General features: G+C 67.1%; 21 protein-coding genes. 4 read left to right on the top strand and 17 right to left on the bottom strand.

Annotated elements, in window-relative coordinates:
• Positions 1–9: 9 nt before the first annotated feature.
• Positions 10–753 carry an SDR family NAD(P)-dependent oxidoreductase gene (locus tag RMCN_RS00745; protein WP_067386881.1) on the top strand — a complete coding sequence of 248 codons (744 nt, stop codon included), beginning with the start codon at positions 10–12 and terminating at the stop codon, positions 751–753.
• Positions 754–775: 22 nt separating this feature from the next.
• Here the strand turns inward: RMCN_RS00745 and RMCN_RS00740 are convergent, their stop codons facing one another.
• Positions 776–1,747: an NADPH:quinone oxidoreductase family protein gene (locus RMCN_RS00740; protein ID WP_067386523.1), complete on the bottom strand. Its 972-nt coding sequence runs from the start codon at positions 1,745–1,747 to the stop codon at positions 776–778.
• A gap of 142 nt (positions 1,748–1,889) precedes the next feature.
• Between RMCN_RS00740 and RMCN_RS00735 the strand changes: the two genes are divergently transcribed.
• Positions 1,890–3,323: a WS/DGAT/MGAT family O-acyltransferase gene (locus tag RMCN_RS00735; RefSeq protein ID WP_067386521.1), complete on the top strand. Its 1,434-nt coding sequence runs from the start codon at positions 1,890–1,892 to the stop codon at positions 3,321–3,323.
• Here the strand turns inward: RMCN_RS00735 and fadD12 are convergent.
• A complete protein-coding gene (gene fadD12 / locus RMCN_RS00730) occupies positions 3,320–4,927 on the bottom strand; it encodes an acyl-CoA ligase FadD12 (protein ID WP_067386519.1) in 1,608 nt (535 codons plus the stop codon). The two genes, RMCN_RS00735 and fadD12, sit on opposite strands and share 4 nt — an antisense overlap.
• Positions 4,928–4,930: 3 nt before the next feature.
• Positions 4,931–5,737: a lysophospholipid acyltransferase family protein gene (locus RMCN_RS00725; protein WP_064412928.1), complete on the bottom strand. Its 807-nt coding sequence runs from the start codon at positions 5,735–5,737 to the stop codon at positions 4,931–4,933.
• 94 nt (positions 5,738–5,831) lie between these two features.
• Between RMCN_RS00725 and RMCN_RS00720 the strand changes: the two genes are divergently transcribed.
• Together RMCN_RS00720 and RMCN_RS00715 are read left to right on the top strand one after the other, a co-directional pair.
• Positions 5,832–6,914 (top strand): NAD-dependent epimerase/dehydratase family protein, encoded by a 1,083-nt coding sequence (locus tag RMCN_RS00720; RefSeq protein ID WP_067386517.1) that lies wholly within the window; start codon positions 5,832–5,834, stop codon positions 6,912–6,914.
• 18 nt (positions 6,915–6,932) lie between these two features.
• Positions 6,933–7,775, top strand: a complete 843-nt coding sequence (locus RMCN_RS00715) for an SDR family NAD(P)-dependent oxidoreductase (RefSeq protein WP_064405375.1) — start codon at positions 6,933–6,935, stop codon at positions 7,773–7,775.
• 8 nt (positions 7,776–7,783) lie between these two features.
• On the opposite strand, the gene RMCN_RS00710 is transcribed toward RMCN_RS00715, so the two are convergent.
• Genes RMCN_RS00710 through RMCN_RS00645 form a run of 14 tightly spaced genes read right to left on the bottom strand, consistent with a single transcriptional unit; the run spans position 7,784 to position 21,866 of the window.
• Complete coding sequence (locus tag RMCN_RS00710; protein WP_067386515.1) at positions 7,784–8,593, bottom strand: SDR family NAD(P)-dependent oxidoreductase; 810 nt, start codon at positions 8,591–8,593, stop codon at positions 7,784–7,786.
• 8 nt (positions 8,594–8,601) lie between these two features.
• On the bottom strand, positions 8,602–11,070 hold the full coding sequence (locus RMCN_RS00705; RefSeq protein ID WP_067386512.1) for a CaiB/BaiF CoA-transferase family protein: 2,469 nt from the start codon (positions 11,068–11,070) through the stop codon (positions 8,602–8,604).
• On the bottom strand, positions 11,070–12,020 hold the full coding sequence (locus RMCN_RS00700) for an enoyl-CoA hydratase/isomerase family protein (protein WP_067386510.1): 951 nt from the start codon (positions 12,018–12,020) through the stop codon (positions 11,070–11,072). The genes RMCN_RS00705 and RMCN_RS00700 overlap by 1 nt, the downstream gene beginning before the upstream one ends.
• A gap of 6 nt (positions 12,021–12,026) precedes the next feature.
• A complete protein-coding gene (locus tag RMCN_RS00695) occupies positions 12,027–13,169 on the bottom strand; it encodes a M24 family metallopeptidase (protein WP_067386508.1) in 1,143 nt (380 codons plus the stop codon).
• Between the two features lie 5 nt (positions 13,170–13,174).
• The gene (locus tag RMCN_RS00690; RefSeq protein ID WP_201028782.1) at positions 13,175–14,350 is read right to left on the bottom strand and encodes a M24 family metallopeptidase; all 1,176 of its coding nucleotides are present in this window, start codon (positions 14,348–14,350) and stop codon (positions 13,175–13,177) included.
• A 59-nt stretch (positions 14,351–14,409) separates the two neighbouring features.
• Positions 14,410–15,579, bottom strand: coding sequence for an amidohydrolase family protein (locus RMCN_RS00685; protein WP_067386503.1), 1,170 nt, complete (start codon positions 15,577–15,579; stop codon positions 14,410–14,412).
• A gap of 36 nt (positions 15,580–15,615) precedes the next feature.
• Positions 15,616–16,854 carry a cytochrome P450 gene (locus RMCN_RS00680; protein WP_064412919.1) on the bottom strand — a complete coding sequence of 413 codons (1,239 nt, stop codon included), beginning with the start codon at positions 16,852–16,854 and terminating at the stop codon, positions 15,616–15,618.
• A 10-nt stretch (positions 16,855–16,864) separates the two neighbouring features.
• Entirely contained in the window at positions 16,865–17,059 is a 195-nt protein-coding gene (locus RMCN_RS00675) for a ferredoxin (protein WP_064346517.1), read from the bottom strand.
• On the bottom strand, positions 17,056–17,772 hold the full coding sequence (locus RMCN_RS00670; RefSeq protein WP_067386879.1) for a TetR/AcrR family transcriptional regulator: 717 nt from the start codon (positions 17,770–17,772) through the stop codon (positions 17,056–17,058). The genes RMCN_RS00675 and RMCN_RS00670 overlap by 4 nt, the downstream gene beginning before the upstream one ends.
• Before the next feature lie 5 nt (positions 17,773–17,777).
• On the bottom strand, positions 17,778–18,587 hold the full coding sequence (locus RMCN_RS00665) for an SDR family NAD(P)-dependent oxidoreductase (protein ID WP_067386500.1): 810 nt from the start codon (positions 18,585–18,587) through the stop codon (positions 17,778–17,780).
• A complete protein-coding gene (locus tag RMCN_RS00660) occupies positions 18,584–19,423 on the bottom strand; it encodes an alpha/beta fold hydrolase (RefSeq protein ID WP_067386499.1) in 840 nt (279 codons plus the stop codon). The genes RMCN_RS00665 and RMCN_RS00660 overlap by 4 nt, the downstream gene beginning before the upstream one ends.
• A complete protein-coding gene (locus tag RMCN_RS00655; protein WP_064346551.1) occupies positions 19,420–20,010 on the bottom strand; it encodes an NADPH-dependent FMN reductase in 591 nt (196 codons plus the stop codon). The genes RMCN_RS00660 and RMCN_RS00655 overlap by 4 nt, the downstream gene beginning before the upstream one ends.
• 11 nt (positions 20,011–20,021) lie before the next feature.
• On the bottom strand, positions 20,022–21,017 hold the full coding sequence (locus RMCN_RS00650; protein WP_067386496.1) for a cyclase family protein: 996 nt from the start codon (positions 21,015–21,017) through the stop codon (positions 20,022–20,024).
• 30 nt (positions 21,018–21,047) lie between these two features.
• The gene (locus tag RMCN_RS00645) at positions 21,048–21,866 is read right to left on the bottom strand and encodes a coniferyl-alcohol dehydrogenase (RefSeq protein WP_067386494.1); all 819 of its coding nucleotides are present in this window, start codon (positions 21,864–21,866) and stop codon (positions 21,048–21,050) included.
• Positions 21,867–21,880 lie beyond the last annotated feature (14 nt).

The raw sequence follows: 21,880 nt of genomic DNA, 5'->3' as shown, positions 1-21,880 counted from the left end.
CTGCTCGACATGAGCGACAAGGTCGTGGTCATCACTGGCGGCAGCCGCGGGATCGGCCGGGCCGTCGCCCAGGGGTTCGCGGAGGCGGGCGCCGATGTGGTGATCGCCAGCCGAAAGCTCGAGAACTGTGAAGCGGTCGCCGCGGAGATCGAGCGCACCACCGGTCGGCGCGCTCTGCCCGTCGGATGCCATGTGGGCCGGTGGGACGACTCCGAGGCGCTCCTCGAGAAGGTCTACGACGCCTTCGGTCGATGCGATGTGCTGATCAACAACGCCGGAATGTCGCCGGTGTACGACAATCTCACCTCTGTCACGCAGGAACTCTACGACAAGGTGCACGCGGTCAATGCGCGCGGACCGTTCCGGCTGGCAACGCTTTTCGGAACTCGGATGGCGGAGGCGGACGGCGGGTCGATCATCAACGTCACCGCGGCGGGCACACTGCGACCGGATACGGCCGACCTCCCCTATGCCATGGCGAAGGCGGGGCTCAACGCCCTGACCCTGGCCCTAGCCGGGGCGTGGGCGCCGAAGGTTCGGGCCAACCTCGTCATGCCGGGTGCGTTCGACACCGATATCTCGAAATCCTGGGGCCCGCAGGCGCAGGCCGCGGCAGCGGCGATGAATCCGATGAAGCGCATCGGGGTGCCCGAGGACATGGTCGGCTTATGCGTTTTCCTGGCCAGCGACGCGGCCGGTTACATCAACGGAGCACAGATTCTCGTCGACGGCGGACTGTTCCGCACACTCTGAAACCCGCGCGAAAAGAGCGCATTCAGATCTCGATGACGATCTTGCCCAATGCCTTGCGCTCCGCGACGTGGCGCAACGCGACCGCGGCATCGTCGAGCGGAAAACGCCCACCAATGTACGGTCGCAGCTTCCCTTCGGCGAAGAGTGCGTCCAGCTCTTCGTCGTCGCGTATGACCTCGTCCGGATAGTCGGACGCGAAGGTCCGGATCTCCATGCCGCGCACGGTGATCCCTTTGAGCAGAACAAGATTCAGGGGAATGGACGGAATCTCACCGGCCGCGTACCCGAGCGTGACGAATGTTCCGCCCCGCCCCAGGCCCCGCAGCGCGGGCAGGGAGTACGGCCCGCCGACAGGGTCGACGACGATCTGTGCGCCGGCCTTGCCGGTGATCTCCTTGATCCGGTCCCGCAGGTTTTCGCGGTCGTAGTCCACACATGCTTCGGCGCCGCGCTCGCGGCACAGCTCGAGCTTTTCCTCGCCGGAGGCCGCGGCCAGCACCCTGCCCCCGAGAAGTTGCGCAATGTCGACGGCGGCGATACCCACGCCCCCGGCGGCACCGAGCACGACGACCCAATCACCCGGGCACACCGGCGCGATCGTGCGCAAGGTGTAGTAAGCGGTCCGATACGTGACCCCGAACGCGGCGGCTTCGGCGTAGTCGACGCCATCCGGAATCGGCGACACCGCGCGTGCGTCCACCACCGCCTGCTCGGCGAAGGCACCGACAAACGTCGTCGCCGTCACTCGGGAGCCGACGCGGCAGTCGACGCCGTCACCGACGGCGATCACCTCTCCGGCCATCTCGCTGCCGGGGCTGAACGGAGGCGGGACCTTGACCTGATAGTTGCCGCCGATCAACAGCACATCGGGATAGTTCACCGCAGCCGCACGCACCCTGATGACGACTTGACCGGGTTGCGGTGTCGGGTCGGGAAGTTCGTCGAGCACGAGATCCTCCGGTTGGCAATACTCCCGGCACACGACCGCTCTCATCACTCACTCCAATCGTTCGATCACCTAACAATAGTCATGAGGTCACGAGCCCCGTAGCTCCGCTGACTGAAACCCCCCGAGCATGTCCGTCCGAGTGGTTCGATGGACCCTTGGGTACCGGTTGTCCGCAAGGGGTGGGGATGTGAAGCGACTCAACGGCATGGACGCCATGCTGCTCTACAGCGAGACGCCCAACCTGCACACGCACACGTTGAAGGTCGCGATCATCAATGCCGCCGAGTTCGACGGTGAATTCACCTTCGATCACTTCCGGCGAACCATCGCCCGGCGACTGCACCTGCTCGACCCGCTGCGCTACCGGCTCGTCGACATCCCCTGGAAGTTGCACCATCCGATGTGGCTCGAGGACTGCCCGGTGGATCTCGACTACCACCTGCGCCGTGTGCACGTGCCGAGCCCGGGGGGTCGCCGCGAGCTCGACGAGGTCATCGGCCGGATCGCCAGCACGCCGCTCGACCGCAGCCGGCCGCTGTGGGAGTTCCACTTCGCCGAGGGAATGGCCGACGACCGGTTCGCGCTCATCGGCAAGGTGCACCACACACTGGCCGATGGTGTGGCATCGGCGAATCTGCTTGCGCGGCTGATGGATCTCGCGGACGGCACGCAGCACGAGCATGAGGACTACGCCGTCTGTGACAGCCCGGGTCGCTCCGAGCTGATGAAGTTCGCGATGCGCGACCACGCCACGAACGTCGCCGCGCTGCCCACTCTCGCCCGTGACGCCGTCCGGGGGTTCACCAAGTTGCGGCGCCGCGCCAAAGAGCGCGCCGATCAACCGGACCTGGCGAAGATGTTCCGCACGCCGCCGACGTTCCTCAACCACGTGGTCTCGCCGGGACGCACGTTCGCCACCGCGTCGCTGTCGCTGGCCGAGATCAAGGAGACGGCCAAGCAGCTCGAGGTGACGTTCAACGATCTTGTGCTGGCCACTGCGGCGGGTGGGCTGCGAGAACTGTTGTTGCGTTACGACGGGCGCGCGGACCGTCCGTTGATGGCGTCGGTCCCAGTCAGCACGGACCTGTCCCCCGACCGGATCACCGGCAACGAAATCGGTGGGCTGTCGGTATCTCTTCCCGTTCACATCGATGATCCGCTCGAACGGGTCCGGCTGACCTCCCTGGCAACGGGGCGGGCCAAAGAGAACTATGAACTGCTCGGCCCCAAACTGCAGGGCCAGCTGATGGAATACCTGCCTCCCCCGCTGACACCGGCGCTACTGCGCTGGCAGAGCCAGCGCGCCAAGCACAATCCGCTGATGAACGTCGCGGTGTCGAGCGTGCCGGGACCACGCCGACGCGGCCACATCGGCGGCGCCCCGGTGAGCGAGATCTATTCGATCGGCGTGCTGTCGGCCGGCAGCGCGTTCAACATGACCGTGTGGAGCTACGTCGACCAGGTGGACATCTCGATCCTGTCCGACGACAGAACCTTCGACGACATCCACGAGGCCACCGACGCCATGTTGCATGGACTCGACGAAATCCGTTCCGCGGCAGGGCTTCCCGCACTTTCCGTGGTGGGTACGGCGATGGCTCCCGCCCCGGCGGCCCGTTAGTCGACCCGGTCGAGCAGGTCCTTTCGCGCCACCTTGCCGGTGCTGCCGCGCGGCAGTTCGTCGAGGACGGTGATCTGCCGCGGCACCTTGTAGTTGGCGAGGTTGTCGCGGACGTGTTGTTTGAGGTCGTCGGGGCCGGCACTTCCACCGTCGTTGAGCACGACGAAGGCGACGAGGCGCTGACCGTACTGCTCGTCGTCGACGCCCAGCACCACCGCTTCCTTGACATCGGAGTGTTGGGCCAGCGTCTTCTCGACCTCGATCGGGTACACGTTCTCGCCGCCGGAGACGATCATCTCGTCGTCTCGGCCGACCACGAACAACCGCCCGGCCTCGTCGAGGTAACCGACATCCCCGGAGGCCATGAAACCGTCGTGGAAGTCCTTGGTCTTGCCGGAGGTGTATCCGTCGAACAGCGTGCCGCTGCGGACGAAGATCTGACCCGTCTCACCCGCTGGGAGTTGGTTGAAATCCGCGTCATAGATGCGGATCTCGGTGCCGTCGGCGGCGGTCCCGGCCGTGTCGGGAGCGGCTCGCAGGTCGGCCGGCGTCGCGGTGGCGATCATCCCCGCTTCGGTGGCGTTGTAATTGTTGTAGATCACGTCACCGAACCGGTCCATGAACTTGATGACCACATCGGGACGCATCCGGGAACCCGATGCCGTCGCGAAGCGAAGTGACTTGCCGCTGTAGCGGTTCAACACCTCGTCCGGAAGGTCCATGATCCGGTCGAACATCACCGGCACCACCACCAGGCCCGTCGCCTTGTATCGGTCGATCAGTTCCAGCGTCGCCTCCGGATCGAATTTGCGCCGCGTGACGATCGTGCAGGCCAGCAACGCGGAGAACAGCAACTGCGAAAAACCCCATGCGTGGAACATCGGCGCGACGATGACGGTCGCCTCTTCGGCGCGCCACGGCGTTCGGTCCAGCACCGCCTTGAGATCGCCTGCGCCGCCGCTGCCTTCGCCGCGCTTGGCGCCCTTCGGGGTCCCGGTGGTGCCGGACGTCAGCAAGATGATGTCGCTCTTGCGTTCGACCGGGGCGGGCCGCTTGCCGATATTGGACTCGATGAGTTGATCGAGCGTCAGCCCGTCGGCCGCTTCGTCGGTCCAGGCAAGGATGCGCGTCGCGTCGGGCTTGTCGGCCATGGCCCGGTCGACGATCTCGGAGAACTCCTCGTCGTAGATGACGACGTCGGCGCCTTCCCGATCGACCACCTCGGCCAGCGCCGGTCCCGCGAACGAGGTGTTGAGCAGCAAGACGTCGGCGCCCATCCGGTTCGATGCCACCAGGGACTCGATGAAGCCGCGGTGGTTGCGGCACATGACGGCAACGGTTTTCGGGGTGCCGCCGGGAAGGTTCTGCAGCGCCGTGGCCACCGCGTCGCAGCGGTCGTCGATCTGCTTGAAGGTCAGGGTGCCGCGTTCATCGACGAGCCCGGGACGGTCGGGGCAGCGCTGCGCGGCCGCGGCGAAACCGACCGTCGCCGTCATGCCCACGCGGCGCATCGCCGCACCCATCCGCAGGTATTTGTCGGGGCGCAGCGGAGCGATCAGGCCCGCCCGCCACAGCGTCTGCACGAGTCCCACAACGTCGGCCATCTCTCAGCCCAACACCGGGAATCGGCGTTCCGCGGCCAGCTCGTCGAGCGCGGCCTGCATCACCGAGCGCACGTGCTCGTCGACCTCCTTCACGTCCGGGTCCTCCCCGAACTGCTCGAGAACATCAATCGGCGGCAACACCCGCGTGGTGATCTTGGCGGGCAACGGAAGGTTCGGCGGGAAGAACACCGACACCCCGAACGGGAATCCGACGCTGATCGGCAGGATCTCGGCGCGCAGCCGCTTGAGGCCGATGCGCCGGGCGATCGAGTCGCCCCGCGCGAGAAACAGCTGCGTCTCCTGAGCGCCGACCGAAACCATCGGCACGATCGGGACACCGGCCTCGATCGCGGTCCGGACGTAGCCCGTACGGCCGGCGAAGTCGATCACGTTCTCGCTGAACGTCGGCCGGTACGAGTCGTAATCCCCGCCGGGGAACACCAGGACCACCGCGCCTTCACGCAAGGCCTTCGCGGCGTTCTCCCGATTGGCCCCGATGACGCCCGCGCGCCGCAGCAACGTGCCGACCGGCCCGACGAATATGGCGTCGTGCCCAAGCGTGTACACGGGGCGGTCGAAGCCGAACTTCTCGTAGAAGGCGGGCGCGAAGATCAGCACGTCCGGCGTCAGCATGCCGCCCGAGTGGTTGGACACCAACAGCGCCCCACCGGCAGCCGGCATGGCGTCGACGTCGCGCACTTCAGCGCGGAAGTACCGCCGGATGAGCGGGCCGACCGTGTTGACGATGCCCCGAGTGAACGCCGGGTCCCACTTGGCGACTTCCGGCTTCTGCGCCCCATTGCTGTTCATGGCGTACCTGTCATACCCCGCGCCGCCCCTCCCCTAGACCTGAACATGCTACTTTCGTAAAAAGAGAATGTCATATTCGCAGGTGGGAGGCAGGATGGCGGCGGTATTGGTGACCGGCGGCTTCGGCCTGGTGGGGTCGGCGACCGTGCGCAGGCTCGCGGAACTCAGACGCTCGGTGGTGGTGGCCGACCTGGAGACACCCGCGAACAGGAAAGCACAGGCGAAACTCCCGCGGGGCGCCTCGGTGCGATGGACCGACCTGACCGACGAGGCTCAGGTGCAGCGACTTGTCGCCGACACCGCGCCCGAGGCGATCATCCATCTGGCCGCCGTGATCCCGCCGCCGATCTACAAGAACCCCAACCTCGCCCGGCGCGTCAACGTCGAAGCCACCGCCACGCTGGTGCGCATCGCCGAACAACAACCGACCCCGCCGCGCTTCGTGCAGGCGTCGAGCAACGCGGTCTACGGTGCGCGCAACCCCCACACGGCGAGCGCGCCCGTGCGGGCCGATGACCCGATGCGGCCATGCGATCTGTACAGCGGCACCAAGGCGGAGGCCGAGGCGATCGTGCGGGCCTCGAAACTGCCGTGGGTGGTTCTGCGTCTCGGTGGGGTGTTGAGCACCGATCCCAAAGCGATGCCGATGAGCGCCGACGCCCTGTACTTCGAGAGCCTCCTTCCGACCGACGGCCGATTGCACACCGTCGATGTCCGCGATGTCGCGTGGGCCTTCGCCGCGGCGACCACCGCCGACGTCGTTCGGGAGATCCTGCTGATCGCCGGCGACGACTCGCACCGGATCCGCCAGGGCGACGTGGGCGCGGCGCTGGCGGCGGCCCGAGGCCTGCCCGGGGTACTGCCGCCCGGCAGACCCGGCGACCCCGAGCGCGACGACACGTGGTTCGTCACCGATTGGATGGACACGACGCGCGCGCAGGAAGCGTTGCGGTTCCAGCATTACTCGTGGCCCGACATGCAAGCCGAGGCCGCCGCCAACGCGGGCTGGACGCGGTACGCGATGCGGTTGCTGACACCGCTTGCGCCGCTTGCGCGCGCACTGCTCGCGCGACGGGGCGCATACCGCAACACACCCGGCAAGTACGCGGACCCGTGGGCGGCGATCCGCGCCCGGCTGGGCGAGCCGGCGTGGGATCGACCCCGCGATCTGACCTGACCGCCTAGTCTTCGGCGGGTGGAGACGTTCAACGGCCGCGCAGCGGTCATCACCGGCGGCGCAAGCGGCATCGGTTTCGCCGCCGCGCAAGAGTTCGCCCGGCGCGGGGCGCGCATCATGCTCAGCGACATCGACTCGGCCGCGCTCGACCGTGCCGTGGCCGACCTGCGCGCCGACGGCGTCGAGGCCCACGGCGTGGTGTGCGACGTGCGGAAGTTCGACGACGTCAACCGGTTGGCCGACGAGGCATTCGGCGTGTTCGGCGACGTGCACCTGGTCTTCAACAACGCCGGTATCGCTTACGCCGGCCCGATCGCGCAGACCAGCCATGACGACTGGCGATTCGTCATCGACGTCGACCTGTGGGGACCGATCCACGGCGTCGAGGCGTTCCTGCCGCGGCTGCTCGCCCAGGAAGCCGACAGCCACATCGCGTTCACATCGTCGTTCGCCGGGCTGATCCCCAACGTCGGGCTCGGCCCCTACTGCGTCGCCAAGTACGGCGTCGTCGCGCTCGCGGAGACGTTGTCGCGCGAGGTGCGCGCCAACGGCATCGGTGTGACGGTGTTGTGCCCGATGATCGTCGACACGAATCTGCTGGCCAACACCGAACGCGTGCGCAGTGAGGACTACGGTCCAGCCACCGCGTCGGGCGCGGACTCGGTTCAGCAGTTGGCGTCGAATCCGAGCGACGACTCCGTGCTCAATGTCGACGAGGTCGCCCGCTTGACTGCCGACGCGATCGAAGCCAACCGGCTCTACGTGCTACCGCACAGCGCGGCCCGCGGCTCGATTCGCCGCCGCTTCGAGCGCATCGACCGCACCTTCGACGACCAAGCTGCCGCCGGCTGGACCCACTGACACCGAAATCACCCCGGCGGGCCGAGTGTCGGGCGGCCCGTCTGCGGGTGGTGATACCAGCCGCCCGCCGCGTGGGTCCCGCCGTCGACGTGGAGCGTCTGGCCGGTGATGTAGCTTGACATGTCGGAGGCCAGAAATACTGCGGCCGAAGCGATTTCGTCGACGTGACCAGGTCGGCCCATCGGTATGCCGGGGGCGATGTCGGGGTTCAACGTCCCGCCGGAGATCTGCATCAGCCCCTCGGTCAGGGTGAGGTCCGGGGCGAGCGCGTTGACCCGGATACCGTGCGGGGACAGTTCGAACGCCGCGGTCTGCGTGTAGTTGATGACGCCGGCCTTGGCCGCGGCGTATGCGGCGTATCCCGGTGCGGCGCGCACACCTTCGATGGACGTCACGTTGATCACGCTGCCGGGGCTGCCCGCCGCCACGAGACGGCGTGCCACCCGCTGGGTGCACAGCAGCACGTGACGGAGGTTGGCCTTGTACAGCGCATCCCAGCCGTTCTCGGTGGTCTCGAGCATCGGCGAGAAAAAGGTGCCACCGGCGTTGTTGACCAGAATCGACACCTCGCCGAGCTCGCCGACGGTGGACTCGAGCGCGGTGTCCACCTGCGCGCTGTCACGCACATCGGTGACGAGACCCAGCGCGCCGATACTTTCGGCGGTCGCGGCGCAGGTGTCGGGGTCGCGCTCCCAGATCGCGACGGACGCCCCGAAGGCGGCGAGCCCTTCGGCGATTCCCTTGCCGATACCGGCGCCGCCGCCTGTGACGACCGCGACGCGCCCGGTCAGCAGGATGCTCGATGGATCGATTGCCACGGGTCGAGTCAACCAGTTTTGGTCGTGCGAATGGTGAGACCCGCGGGAGCCGATCCGATAACCCCCTGCTCCTCCAGTTCCGCGATCTCGTCCTCGCTGAGCCCGAGACCGGTGAGGACCTCGCGGTTGTGCTGTCCCAGCAGCGGTGCGGGGCTGTGGTGGAAGCTGCGCACCGACGCGAGGCGCATCGGCAGCGTGCTGTGCCGCGCCGGAGGGTTGACCGGATGGTCGACCTCCTCGTAGAAGCCGCGGTACACCAGCTGCGGAAGGTCGCCGACACGGTGCGGTTGCATCACCTTGGCCACCGGAACCCCTGCCGCCCAGAGCGTTTCGACGATCTTGTCACCGGTGCGCCCGGCGCACCAGGCGCTCAGCTGCTCGTCGATGGTGTCGTGGTTGCGGCGCCGCCCGTCGAATGTGGCCATCTCGTCGGTGGCCCACGCCGGGCGCCCGAGGGCGTCGACCAGGCCGGCCCACTGCTCGTCGGTGGCCACCGCGATGGCGACCCAGTCGTCGGGGCGGCCGAACTCGTCGAGTTCACTGGTGCGGTACAGGTTCTGCGGCGCGGCGGCCGGCCCCCGGTTGCCCTGCCGCTGCAGCAGATTCCCGTAGGCCGAGTATTCGATGACCTGCTCGGCGGCGACGTTGAGCGCCGCGTCGACCATCGCGGCCTCGATCCGTACCCCCTGCCCGGTCCGCCGCCGGTGCGCCAGCGCGAGTAGCAGAGCGTTGAGGCCGTGCACACCGGCGTTGGGGTCGCCGACAGAGTACGGCTCGACCGGATTCTGATCGGGATGGCCGGTCAGCCAGGTGATTCCGGAACAGTCCTCGATCACGTAGGCGAACGCCGGCTTGTCGCGCCACGGCCCGTCGAGCCCGAAGCCCGGCATGCGCATCACGATCGCGTCGGGACGCAGCCGGTGCACGGCATCGAAGTCCAGACCGATCTGGTCGAGCACGCGCGGGGTGTAGTTCTCGACGACGACGTCGCAGGTCGTGATCAGCCGGCGCAGCAGTTCGACGCCGCGCGCCGTCCGGATGTCGAGCGTGACGCTTTTCTTGTTGGTGTTCAGGCCGGAGAAGATCGGCGAGCGTTCCCACCACTGCTCCTCGGTGATCGGCACCCCGGCGATGAGCCGCGTGCCGTCGGGCCGCGCCGTCGATTCGATGTGGATCACCTCGGCGCCGAGTAGCGCCAGCATGTGGGTGCACGACGGACCGGCCCAGAAACTCGTCATATCGAGCACCCGTAGCCCCTCGAACGGTGTTCGCGAAACCAACCCCAGGGTCGTATCCCCGGCGGAATCGCGACCCTGTTGTACCGTTCGCGAAACCAACCCCAGGGTCGTATCCCCGGCGGAATCGCGACCCTGTTGTACCGTTCGCGAACGGTACAGATCGGTGTGCTCGCCGAGCCGGGGCGCGGGCTGTGGCTCGCGCAGCAGCGACGGTGTGGTGCGGTACGGCGGCCCGGGCTGGGTGAAGCCGTCGCGCGGATTGGTAACGAACGTGCCGCGTTCGACGAACTGGTCGAAACCGGTGACGGTGGCGCCGTTTCCGACGGGTGCATTCGGAATCCGGAACGCGCTGGATAGCTCGAGGATGTCCTCGACGCGGTTCTCCCGCACCCACTCGTAGATCTGCTCGGCGTGGATGTTGGCCTGTTCGGTGATCGACAGATCGCCGCCCTCGTCGATCCACTCGTCGTGGCCGACCATCGCGCACAGGTCGAACCACTGTTGCGCGGTGCCGCACCCCAACGCCACCAGCCCGTCGGCCGCGGACGCGACACCGGGGACGGTCAACCGGCGGCGGTCGCGGAACGGACGCCCGAGCGCGTCGTTGAACGACACCGAATAGTAAGTCAGGCAGAGGATCTGGGCTTCGAGGATCGAGACGTCGACCAGGCCCGACGCCGCCGTCGTGGTGCCCGCGGCCGCGTACGCGCCCGCGAGCCACTCCCCGATCTGACCCGCGACGAACAGCGGCGCGCGATCCGGGGCTCCCCGACCCAGTCCGATCACGCCGCCCGACCACGCCTGCAGCGTGAACTCGGTGGCGGGTTTGTCGGCCCAGGGTCCGTCGAGCCCGAACGGGGTGATCGCGGTGACGGTCAGGTGACCGTAGGCGTCGGCCAGCGCGGCCGGGGCGAACTCGCCGAGCTCCGCCACCTCCGACCCGCGCGACCACACCACCGCGTCGGCCGACCGCACCAGCGCGCGCAGCACCTCGAGATCGTCGGCGCGCTTCGGGTCGACGACGACGCTCTGTTTCGAGCAGGCCAGGAAACTGAACAGTGCCCCGTCGCCGCCCGGCTCGATGCGCGAACCGGACGCGGACCAGCTGCGCAGCGGATCGCCCTGCGGCGACTCGACTTTGATCACGGTGGCGCCGCCGTCGGCGAGCAGTTTGGTGGCGTAGGCGCCCGCGATTCCGCTCGACAGGTCAACGATGGTGTACTCGTCCAGCGCCGGCACTAATCCTTCTTTCTGCGGTTGGCCTTGCTCAGCCGGAACTCGGGCGGGAACTTGTCGTCGTTGTCGTTGACGGCGTCCGCCAGGCCCACGTCGATCGCATCGGCGAGCATGAAGTCGTCGCCGTCCGGCCGCGCCGCGCCGCCCATCGACTCGAACATCGCCGACAGCAGGCTGCCGAGGTATTCACCCTGGAACTGCTTGACCACCTCGAAGAACATCTTCTGCTGAAAGACGCTGTCCACCGGCCGGTTCCGCGCGCACGCGTGGGCATACTTGGCGACCTCGTCCTCCAGCTGGTCGCGCGCCACCACCTTGTTCAGGAAGTTGCACGCGAGCATCTCTTCGGCGGTGAACGGGCGACCCGTGAACACCATCTCCTGGAATGGCCGCAGCCCCATCGTCATCACCCAGGTCCACATCCGCGGGCCCCAGCCGAAGTACCGGAACGACGGATGGCCGAACAGCGCGTCGTCACTGGAGATCACCAGGTCCGCGTCGGCGCACTGATAGAAGTGCCAGCCATAGCAGTAGCCCTTGGCCTCGACGATGCTGATCTTCTTGAGTTCCTGCAACGCCCGGTTGCCCGCTGCGGCGTTGGCGTACCACTGCCCCATCGTCGCGCCGTGCCGAAACGAACCCTTCGGCGGGTAGGCGACGGCCGGATCGTCCACCCGAAGCTCGGCCAACCGAGCTGACTCGTCGCCCTCCATGAACTCCGGCAGGTCTGCGCCGCTGCCGAGATTCTCGCCGACCCCGCGGATCACCACAACCTTCACGTCGTCGTCGACGGTGGCGCCCCGCAGCAGGTCGGCGTACCGCAACCGCGCGGCCGACGTCGGTGCGTTCAGGTACTCCGGCCGGTTGAACGTGATGGTCGCGATCTTGGTCGCCGGGTCCTTCTCGTAGAGGACGATTTCCTCAGGGGCGGGCCGACTCCCGGTATCCGACATGTCGCGTCAACCGATTCCGACGCCCGCACCACTCCAGAGCGGGCTGGAGGTCAGCACCTCGGCCCCGTCGGCGGTGACATGCACGGCATCGCGGCTGAAGACGGCCCCCACACCCTGCTGCCAGACGTAGCCGCTGACCGCGAGCACCATGCCGGGTTCGAGCAGTTCGTCGGCGATGGTGGACCGCAGGGCCGGGGTCACGACGGGCGAGTCGTAGCCCAGGCCGAGGCCATGGGCGACGGGCATCGAGGGCAGCGGCTCGCCGGCCGCCTCGTAGGCGGTGAGCAGCCCACTCGCGGGACGACCCGCCCGGCACGCGTCCAAGAGGTTGTCCCACAGCCGGTTCCAGCGATCGTAAAGCCGCGGGACCGCTGATCCTTCCACCTCACCGACGGGCCACGTGCGGCCGACTTCGCCGACATAGCCGTCGGCCAGGGCACCGGCAGAGAACGCCACCAGATCGCCGTCTTCGATACGGCCGTCGCTGCGGGCACGCCGCCACAAGTGTTCCTTGCTGGTCACCCAGGCGCCGTCCTGGGTGGCGGGCGTGGTGACCCCGCCGGCGGCCATCGCTTCCATCAGCGCACCAGTCAGCGACTTCTCGGTCGTACCGGCCGCCAACTCGGCTCGGGCGGCGTCCAGCGCCGCTTCGGCCACGCTGAGCGCGCCGCGGAGCACCGCAATCTCGTCGGGAGTCTTGATCCGCCGGGCCGCCCGCAGCGCCGGCTCGGCGTCGACGAGTTCGGCGTTGGGAAACGCCATCGGCAGCAGTTGCGCGAATGTCGGTGTCAGCGAATCGGTCCCCACCCGCTTGGCGGTGGCGGCCCCGGGCAGCGCCTTGAGCACCTCGACAAGTGTCATCGGATTCCACGCCAGCCCGTAGAGGTGGTCGTGGGGAATCTCGTCGGGGATGCCCTCGTCCCAGGTGCTGTTGAGGTGAATTTCGCCGGTCGAGCGGACGACCTCGCAGATCGGTCCGAACGGCCGGGTGCCCGCCACCCACAACTGCGGGGCACCGGTCACATAGCGCACATTGGCCTGCCGGCCCAGCACCAGGATGTCGATGTCGCGTTCTTCCATCTGGGCCAGCGCGCGCTCACGGCGACCGCGCCGCAGATCGGCTGCGTCAGGCAGAATCTCGAGTGCCATTCAGTTCAGTTCCGTCCGTAGGGGGCGTAGGGGTAATCGGTGATGGACTGATAACCGTCGTCGGTGATGACCACGATCTCCTCGCTTCGATAGCCACCGGTGCCGTCCTCCCACACCACGGGTTCGAGCACGAGCAGCATCCCGGCCGGGAACACGAAGTTGTCGTCGAATTCCTCACCCAGATCCGTTCCGATCATCGGCATTTCGGCGGCGTTGGTGCCGATGCCGTGACCGAGGTAGAAGTGCGGTAGCCACGGCTTGGCGCCGCCGTTGGCGGCGATCCCCGCGCGGGCCAGGTCACCGCTCGTGGCGCCGGCCTTGGTGACCGACAGCACGGCCGACAGGATTTCCCGCCACTTCTCGTACTGCGCCTGCTGACGGTCGTCCGGCTCGTCGCCGACCAGCCAGGTGCGGCCGAAGTCGGAGCAGTATCCCTTGTAGGTGATGCTGACGTCGGTCCACAACACGTCGCCGCGTTCGAGTTCGCGTTCGGTGGTCAGCAAGGGCAGCGCCAGGTCTCCGGTGGTGGTCCAGACCGAACCGCTGGTCTTCGTCGTGGGCATCACCTGCCAGATGGCCTCGAGCATGTTGGCCGTCGCGCCGAGTTCGAACGCGCGCCGGACGAATGCCGCCGAAAGGTCGACCTGCCGAACGCCGGGGGCAAGCGCCTTCTGCACATCGACCATCGCCTCTTCGGTGATACGGCAGGCGGTTCGGACGCATGAGATCTGATCGGGCGTCTTGACCAGCTTGGCCGGCCCGACGACCTGCGCGGCGTCCGACGGTGGACCCGACGGGAACAACGTTGCCGACGCTCGGCGCATGGCGCCGGTGAGCTCGTCGACCGCGACCTTGCCTCCGGCAGGAACCAGATCGGCCAGCACCTTGGCGAATTGTTCGACGCCCTCGTCGAATTCGAGGTACAGCGGCCCGTGCACATGGTCCTCGGGTACCTCGCACTGCGATGACGACCCCTCCCGCAACGGCATGAACAGGTGCGGATGCGGGTCGTCGGCGAGCACGATCGCCACCGGGCGTTCCACGTGTGAGAGCCCGGCGTCGAGCAGCGGCCAGCTGACGCCGGTCGCATATACGACGTTGCCGTTGCCGAGCAGGACGAGCGCGTCGACACCCTTGTCCTTCATCGAGTCGCGCAGCCGCACACCGCATTCCCGGTACATCCGGGCGAGGTCGGGAACGTCCGGAATGTCGATCGACGTCGATTGTGGTGCAAATGTGGTCACGAGATCCCCAGGAAGTTCTTGATGTTGGTGGACACGATCTTCACGGCGTTCTCGGGTCCGACCGCGTCCACGACCGTCTTCAGCGATTTCTCCGAATAGCCGAATGTGGACTCGTTGTGCGGATAGTCCGACGACCACATCACGTTGTCGACGCCGATCTTGTCGATGAGCTCCAGGCCGAGTGGGTCGACCATGAACGATGCACACATGTGGTTGTCCCAGTAGTGCCGCACGGGATGCTCGAGCTGGTGGTTGAACATGTGCCGGTACGACGCAAGCATGTGCTCGGCGTCCTGCAGAGCCGTTGGCACCCAGGCGATACCGCCTTCGAACCAGCCGATCTTCAGTGATGGATGACGGTCGAGGATGCCGGAGAACACGTACTTGGCGAACTGCTCGCGGAACGAGTCGACATTGACCATCATGCCGACCACGACGCTGTTGTGCTGGCACGGCGTCTTGGGCGGTGTTTCACCGATGTGGTGGCTGACCGGCACGCCTGCGGCCTCGATCTCGTCCCACACCGCGTCCATCTCGGTGCTGCCGTAGTCGTAGATGTTGCCGTCGTCGTCCTTACCGGGATTGAGCGGCAGCAGGAACGTCCGCAGCCCCAGCGACTTCAGTTCCTCCAGCGTGCTCCTGGTGCCTTTGGGATCCCACCAGTTGATCAGCCCGACACCGTAGAAGTGGCCCTTGCTGCGTTCCTGCAGATCGGCGATGTGCTCGTTGTAGATCCGGAAAACGCGCTCGCGCAGGGCCTTGTCCGGATAGTGGAACAACGCCAGCACCGCGTTGGGGAACGCCAGCTCCTTGTCGATACCGTCCTCTTTGAGCTCACGGACGCGGGCCTCGATGTTGTTGGACGCCGCTCCGGCGAGGTCGTCGTACTGCATGAGCACGCGACCGAAGTCGCCGCCGGTCCAGGCCTTGCCCTTCATGCCGACCATGTAGGCGCCGTCCTCGTACCAGATGCGTGGCGCGGCGCCCTTGAGCTCCTCGGGGAAGCGGTCGTAGAAGATGTCGTCGGCCACCGAGATGTGGTTGTCCGCGGAGAAGATCTCGGTGCCGGCGGGCAACCCGAAATCGCCTGTGGCGTGGCCCTTGCGGTGCTTGGGGGCGCCGAAACCCTCCGGAGGATACAGGGTGGCGGTAGTTGGTGCTGACATCGTTGACACTCCAATCGGGCTGGGGAACGGACCTGACTACCAGGTCACCGGAAGTTCGTAGACGCCGTAGGCAAGCCGGTCATGTTTGAAGGGCACGTCCTCGAACGGCACGGCCAGCTGCAGCGTCGGTATGCGTCGCAGCAATGTGTGGAACACGATCTGCAGTTCGGCACGGGCGAGCTGTTGACCGACGCACTGATGCCTGCCGTAGCCGAAGCCGAGCTGCTGGCCGGCGTCGCGGCTCAGGTCGAGCTTGTCGGGTTCGGGGTAGGCGGTCGCGTCCCAGTTGGCAGGCGCCAGGTCGAGGATGATGCCCTCACCCGCGCGGATGGTCTCACCGGCGATCTCGATGTCCTCGATCGCGACGCGGCGCTGGCCGTTCTGGATGATCGACAGATAGCGCATCAGCTCCTCGACCGCGTTGGCGATGAACTTCGGATCGTCGGAATCCCGCAGCAGCGCGGCTTGTTCGGGGTTCTCGAGCAGCGCCAGCACCCCGATACCGATCATGTTGGCGGTGGTCTCGTGGCCGGCGATGAGCAGGCCGGTGCCCAGCTGCGCGGCCTCCTTGACGCTGATCTCCCCTGCGTTCACTCGCTCGGCGAGGTCGGACACCGCGTCTTCCGACGGGTTCTCCATCTTGGTCTTGACCAGATCGCTGAGATATTTGGCCAGGCTCATCGCACCCTTCTGCCCGTCCTCGGCCGAGGCGTAGCGGGCCAGGCCGACATTGGCGTGGTGCTGGAAGAACTCGTGGTCTTCGTAAGGAACGCCGAGCATTTCGCTGATGACCCGAGTGGGCACCGGCAGCGCCAGCTTGCTGACGATGTCGGCGGGCTGCGGACCGGCGAGGATGTTGTCGATGCACTCATCGGTCACCTCTTGGATGGCGGGCCGCAGTCCCTCCACCCGCTTGAAGGTGAACGGCTTGGACAGCATCCGGCGGAACCGGGTGTGCTCCTCGGCGTCGGAGGTGAACACCGAGCGCGGCCGCTTGTACACCGTGGACAGCATGTGCTCGTTCCAGTGCGGGAAGCCCTCGATCCGGTCGTCGACACTGACCCGGGAATCGGCGAACAACTCGCGGGCCACCGCGTGCCCGGTGATCAGCCACGGAGTGGTGCCGTTCCAGATCCGCACCCGCGAAAGCGGTTTGACCTCACCCATCTCGAGCATCTGCGGCGGCGGGGCGAACGGGCAGCGGGCGTCGCGCTCCATCGGGTATTCGGGGATATCCGCGGAGACGTCGGGGGTTCCGGTCAAGGTCTCAGACATTCAGTCCTTCTCATTCCTCGATGTGGATGGCGAGTGCGGGGCAGGCCGCCGCCGCCTTGCGGGCGTCGTCGGCCTGGTCGTCCGCCGGGCTGGCGTTCAGCAGGACCACGACACCGTCGTCGTCGCGCTGGTCAAAGATTTCGCTTGCGTTGAGCACGCACTGACCGGATGACACACACTTGTCTTGATCGACAGTCAGTTTCATGATGTCGGGTGCTCCGTGACAGGCGCCTGCCACAACCCGACGATCGCGTCGATGAGCCCGGACGCCGCGGAGTTCCAGGTGGTGCGCGGCATGTCGGCCCCCTCGGCGAAGGCACGTTCGAAATCGGCGCAGGTGTGCATCATCAGGTTGCGGGCCATGATGTTTCGTTCGGTGACCACCGCGGGCGGCAGGTCCGGCAGGCAGCGGGTGATGCCGACGACGACGCGTTGCACCGACGGCGACTCCAGAGCGCCCTTCACCACGATCTTGTGGTACTCGGGGTCGGCAAGGGCCTGCGCGGCGAAGCGCGCGTACCACGTCGGGGTCCCGATCTGGGCCAGGTGTTCGGTGAGCGAACGCACCAGGCAGGCGACCCAGTCGCGCAGATTGGTCGAGTCGCCGATCTCGCCGACCATCCGCGACAGCAGACGCTCGGTCGACACGCGGTGCTTCTGCTCGATGGCTCGCACCAGGTCGGCCTTCGTGCCGAAGTGGTAGCCGACCGCGGCATTGTTGCCTTGCCCTGCGGCCTCACTGACCTGACGGTTCGATACCGCATAGACGCCGTGCTCGGCGAACAGTCGCTCGGCGGCGGCCAGGATCGCTTCCCGCGTGGTGCTGGCTCGTTCGGTGCGCACGCTTCTGGCAGTGGTCACCGTCACAGTCAACCGCTCCCAGGCCCTTAAGTCAAGCGACTGATTTAAAGTTGTCATGGCCGTCACGACTTCGGTTTGCGGACGATCACCTTCCCGGCACTGGTGCCGCCGTCGATGGGAAGGACGGTTCCGGTGACATACCGGGAACGGTCCCCGGCGAGGTACAGCGCGGCCTCGGCGACGTCGTCGACGGTGCCCTCGCGTTTCAAGGGCCGGTCGTTGCGCATCTGTTCGCGAATCTTGGCCTCGAACGCCTCGAGCCGTTCGAGGTCCTCCCCCGTCGCCGACTTGCGCACGATCGCGGTCCGGATGTTGCCCGGGGCGAGCGCGTTGACGCGAACCTCGTAGTGAGCCAGGTCGATCGCCGCCGATTTGGTGAACTGGATGACGGCAGCCTTCGACGCCCGGTACGTCATCACTCCACCGCCGGCCTGGATGCCGCCGATCGAGGTCAGGTTGATGATCGACCCGCCGCCGTGTTCGGACATGTGCCGGGCCGCATCGCGCGTACCGGCCATGACCGCAAGCACGTTGATGGCCATCACCTGGTGGAAGTCGGCGAGGTCGTCGTCGAGGAACTTGGGGAACATCTGGCCCGATACGCCCGCGTTGTTGACCATCACGTGCAGCCCGCCGAACTCCTCGACCGCGGTGGAAACCAGACGGGTCACCTGCTCGACCTCGGCCACATTGGTCTCGACGAAGCGGACGGACTTGCCGAGGTCGGCGACGAGTTGGGCGCCGCCCTCGCGGTCGATGTCACCGACGACCACCTTGGCGCCCTCGGCGCAGAACCGCCGCACCAACCCTTCACCGAGTCCGGACGAGCCGCCGGTGACGACCGCGACCTTGCCCTCGAGTTCGCCGGTCATGCCGCCCCTTCGTGTAAGTCGGCCAGAAAGCCGAGCAGTAGTTCGTTGACCGCGTCCGGTTGTTCGATCTGCGGGCAGTGCCCGGCCGCGTCGATCACCGCGGAGCGGCCCCCGCGGATCTGTCCCGCGATCTCGGCCGCCCATCCCCGGGGCAGCAACTTGTCACCGCCACCCTCGACCACCAGAGTCGGCACGCTGATGCGCTCGTAGGCGCGCGCGCTCGACGGCAGCGGTGGGGCCTCCAGGCCGGGGCGCCGAAACCGCGCCGCCGCCAGTGCTTCCCACGCGCCGGGCGCGATGCTGGCTTCGTAGCGACGCCGGACGTATGCCTCGTCGTTGGGGTAGGAGGCGTCGTGGAAGAGCGCGGTGACGATCCTGCGCATCCCCGCGAACGTCGCGTCATAGTCGTACAACGCGGCCGAGTGTTCGTTGCGCTGGATCTCGCCGCCTCCGCAGATGGTGACCAGGCTGCGGGCGGGCAGCACCGGCGCCTCGGACGTGGCGTCGACGAACAGGTTCACCGCCCCCATCGAATTGCCCACGAAATGCGCCGATTCGGCACCGACGACCTCGCAGAACCGCGCGATGTGCCGGATGCGCATACCGCGGCCGTCGTTGAAGTCGATGACCTTCGCCGATTCACCGAACCCGAGCATGTCGAGCGCGAGCGCGCGGTAGCCCGTGGCGAGCGCGGCGATGTTGTGCTCCCAGCCGATCTCGGCGCCTGCGCCGAACTCACCACCGTGCAGCAGGACGACCGGATCCCCTTGTCCGGCTTCGAGATAGCCGGTCACGAGCCCGTCGACCAGCACCGACTTGCGTTGGGGCTGTGTCACGCCGTCTCCCGGGCGGCCTTGGCGAAGAACAGCACCTGCGTGGCGAGCATGTCCAGCTGGTTCTGGGTGGCGTCATGGATCAACTCCCCTGCCGCGTCCCAGATCTCGTCGGCGGAGTTGATGGCCACGCCGAGCGGAGTCGGCCACGCCCGCAGCGCGTGCCCGATGGACCGCAACTGCCCAAGCGTGTTGACCGCCGCCTGCCAGCCGTACGCGCAGCTGATACAGCCCCACGGCGTGTTGTCCAAGTAGACGCGGGCGTCCTCCCGCAGGTCCTCGATGTAGTCCAGCGCGTTCTTCACCAGTCCTGAGATCGCTCCGTGGTAGCCGGGCGAGCCGACGACCACGGCGTCCGCATCGCGCAGCGCGCTGACCAGTTCGAGGGCCGCAGGAGTGCGCTCCAGCGAGTGCGGGGCGTACATCGGTAAGTCCAAGTCGGGTCCCGCGAACAGCCGCGTCCGCCCGCCCTGCTGCTCGACGGCCGCCAGGCAGTACCGCAGCGCGCGTTCGGTCGACGAATTCGCCCGGAGGGTGCCGCCGAGTCCGACGACGAACGGCGCACCGCCGGTTCTGGTGCTTGCAGTCATTTCCTCACCCACTACTTGATTGCGATCGGGCTGACGGGTGCGCCCACCGCGCCAACGACTTTCAACGGCGGGGCGATCAACTGGAACTCGTAGACACCGTCGGCGGCACAGTCGGCCGCCAGGCCGGTGAGGTCCCAGTACTCGCCGAACATCAGGCCCATGTCGCGCAGGCAGATCATGTGCATGGGCAGGAACGTGCCTTCCACTCCGTTGGCCGGATCGGGATCCTCGACCATGAGATTGTCGGCAGCGACCGCGGCGACATCGTGGTCGTGCAGCCATCGAGCGCACGTCCAGTCCAACCCGGACCCCGGCTCGGCGCCGTCGCCGGTCGACAGGAACCGCGTCCACCACCCGGTGTGCACGACGACGATGTCCCCGGGGGTGATCGTCACGCCCTGGGCTTTGGCGATGTCGTCGAGTTCTGCCGGTGTCACGGGATTTCCGGGCTCGATAAAGACGTCGGCGCCGCGGTGCTTGACCACGTCGAGCAGCACACCCCGTGAGGTGATGCCCTTGACGTCGACCTTCTCGATCCCCAGTCGAAATGCCCCGAAACTGGTCACCGAATCCGCGGGGAAACCGTTGTAGAGCTTGTCCTCGTAGTAAACGTGAGAGATCGCGTCCCACTGCGTGGCCGCCTGCAGCGGCATCACGATCATGTCGTCGTTGAAGCGGAACGGGTTGTCCACGAAGAACTCGCTGAGCTGGTGGGCCACCGAGTTGCGCAGCCACTGAGGACCGTACTGCGCCAGGGTGTTCGCGTCACCGCCGTCCACCGTCATCACATGGGTGGGGTTCGGCCGGAACTGGAACGCGCCCTGGGGGCCGTTCGATCCGAAGTCGCCCCCGAGCGGGATCACCGTCCCCTTCTTCACGAGTGAGGCCGCTTCGGCGACCTTGTCGGGCGTGATGAAGTTCAGCGTGCCGAGCTCGTCGTCGTCACCCCAACGGCCCCAGTTGCGCACGTCGTCTGCGACGCGACGGAACTCCTTCATGCTGGCCATGGATTGCCTTTCACCGTGCCGACTTTCACTTCACCGCCGCCGAACCGATCCCGCGAGGTCCGTCTCTCCCGTGGTGCCGCCGTCCACCCAGATCACCTGGCCGGTCAGATAACTGGCCGCCCTGCTGTTGAGGAAGGTCAGGACGCTGGCCTGCTCGGCCGGCTCGGCGGCCCGGCCCAGCGGTGTCCGGAAGGAGTCGAGGAACTCCTGGCCGTACGCGCTGCGCAACTGGTCGAGGATCGGGGTGTCGGTCACCCCGGGTGCGGTGCAGTTGATGCGAATTCCCCTGGCGCCCAATGCGTTGACCTGTGCCATGCCGTAGAGGATGATGGCCTCCTTCGACAGCCGGTAACCGCCGCCGTCGGCCAGCGCTTCGGGATGGCGCTGACACCATGCGATTCCGGCCTCGATCGAGTCCGTGTCGACCAGCCCGGCGGTGACCGGAGCGTTCTGCCGGTACGCCGACGCCGCAAGCGATGACACGTTGGCGATCGCCGACCCGGCGCGCATCCGCGGCACCAGCGCCTCGGTGAACCGCCGGGTGCCCAGGAAATTGATCGTCACGACCCGCAGCGGGTCCTTGATCCCCGACGACACCCCGGCGACGTTGAACAACGCGTCTATCGGTTCGCCGACGGCGTCGGCCGCCCGCTCGATCGACCCCGGATCCGACAGATCGAGTTCGACGAACTCGCCGACAGGGTCGGTCGGCGGTTTGATGTCGAGTCCGATCACCTCGGCGCCGAGGTCGGCGACCTGACGGGCGACGTGAGCACCGATGCCCGAGGCGCATCCGGTGACGACCACCCGACGCCCGTCGTAGCGCCACAGTTCGTCAGTTCGGCCCATGGCTCATCTCTGGC

This window comes from Mycolicibacterium novocastrense (genome assembly GCF_001570485.1).
GTDB classification, from domain to species: domain Bacteria; phylum Actinomycetota; class Actinomycetes; order Mycobacteriales; family Mycobacteriaceae; genus Mycobacterium; species Mycobacterium novocastrense.
The sequence above is the reverse complement of the archived record's forward strand: the minus strand, read 5'-3'. Positions and strand labels throughout refer to the sequence as shown.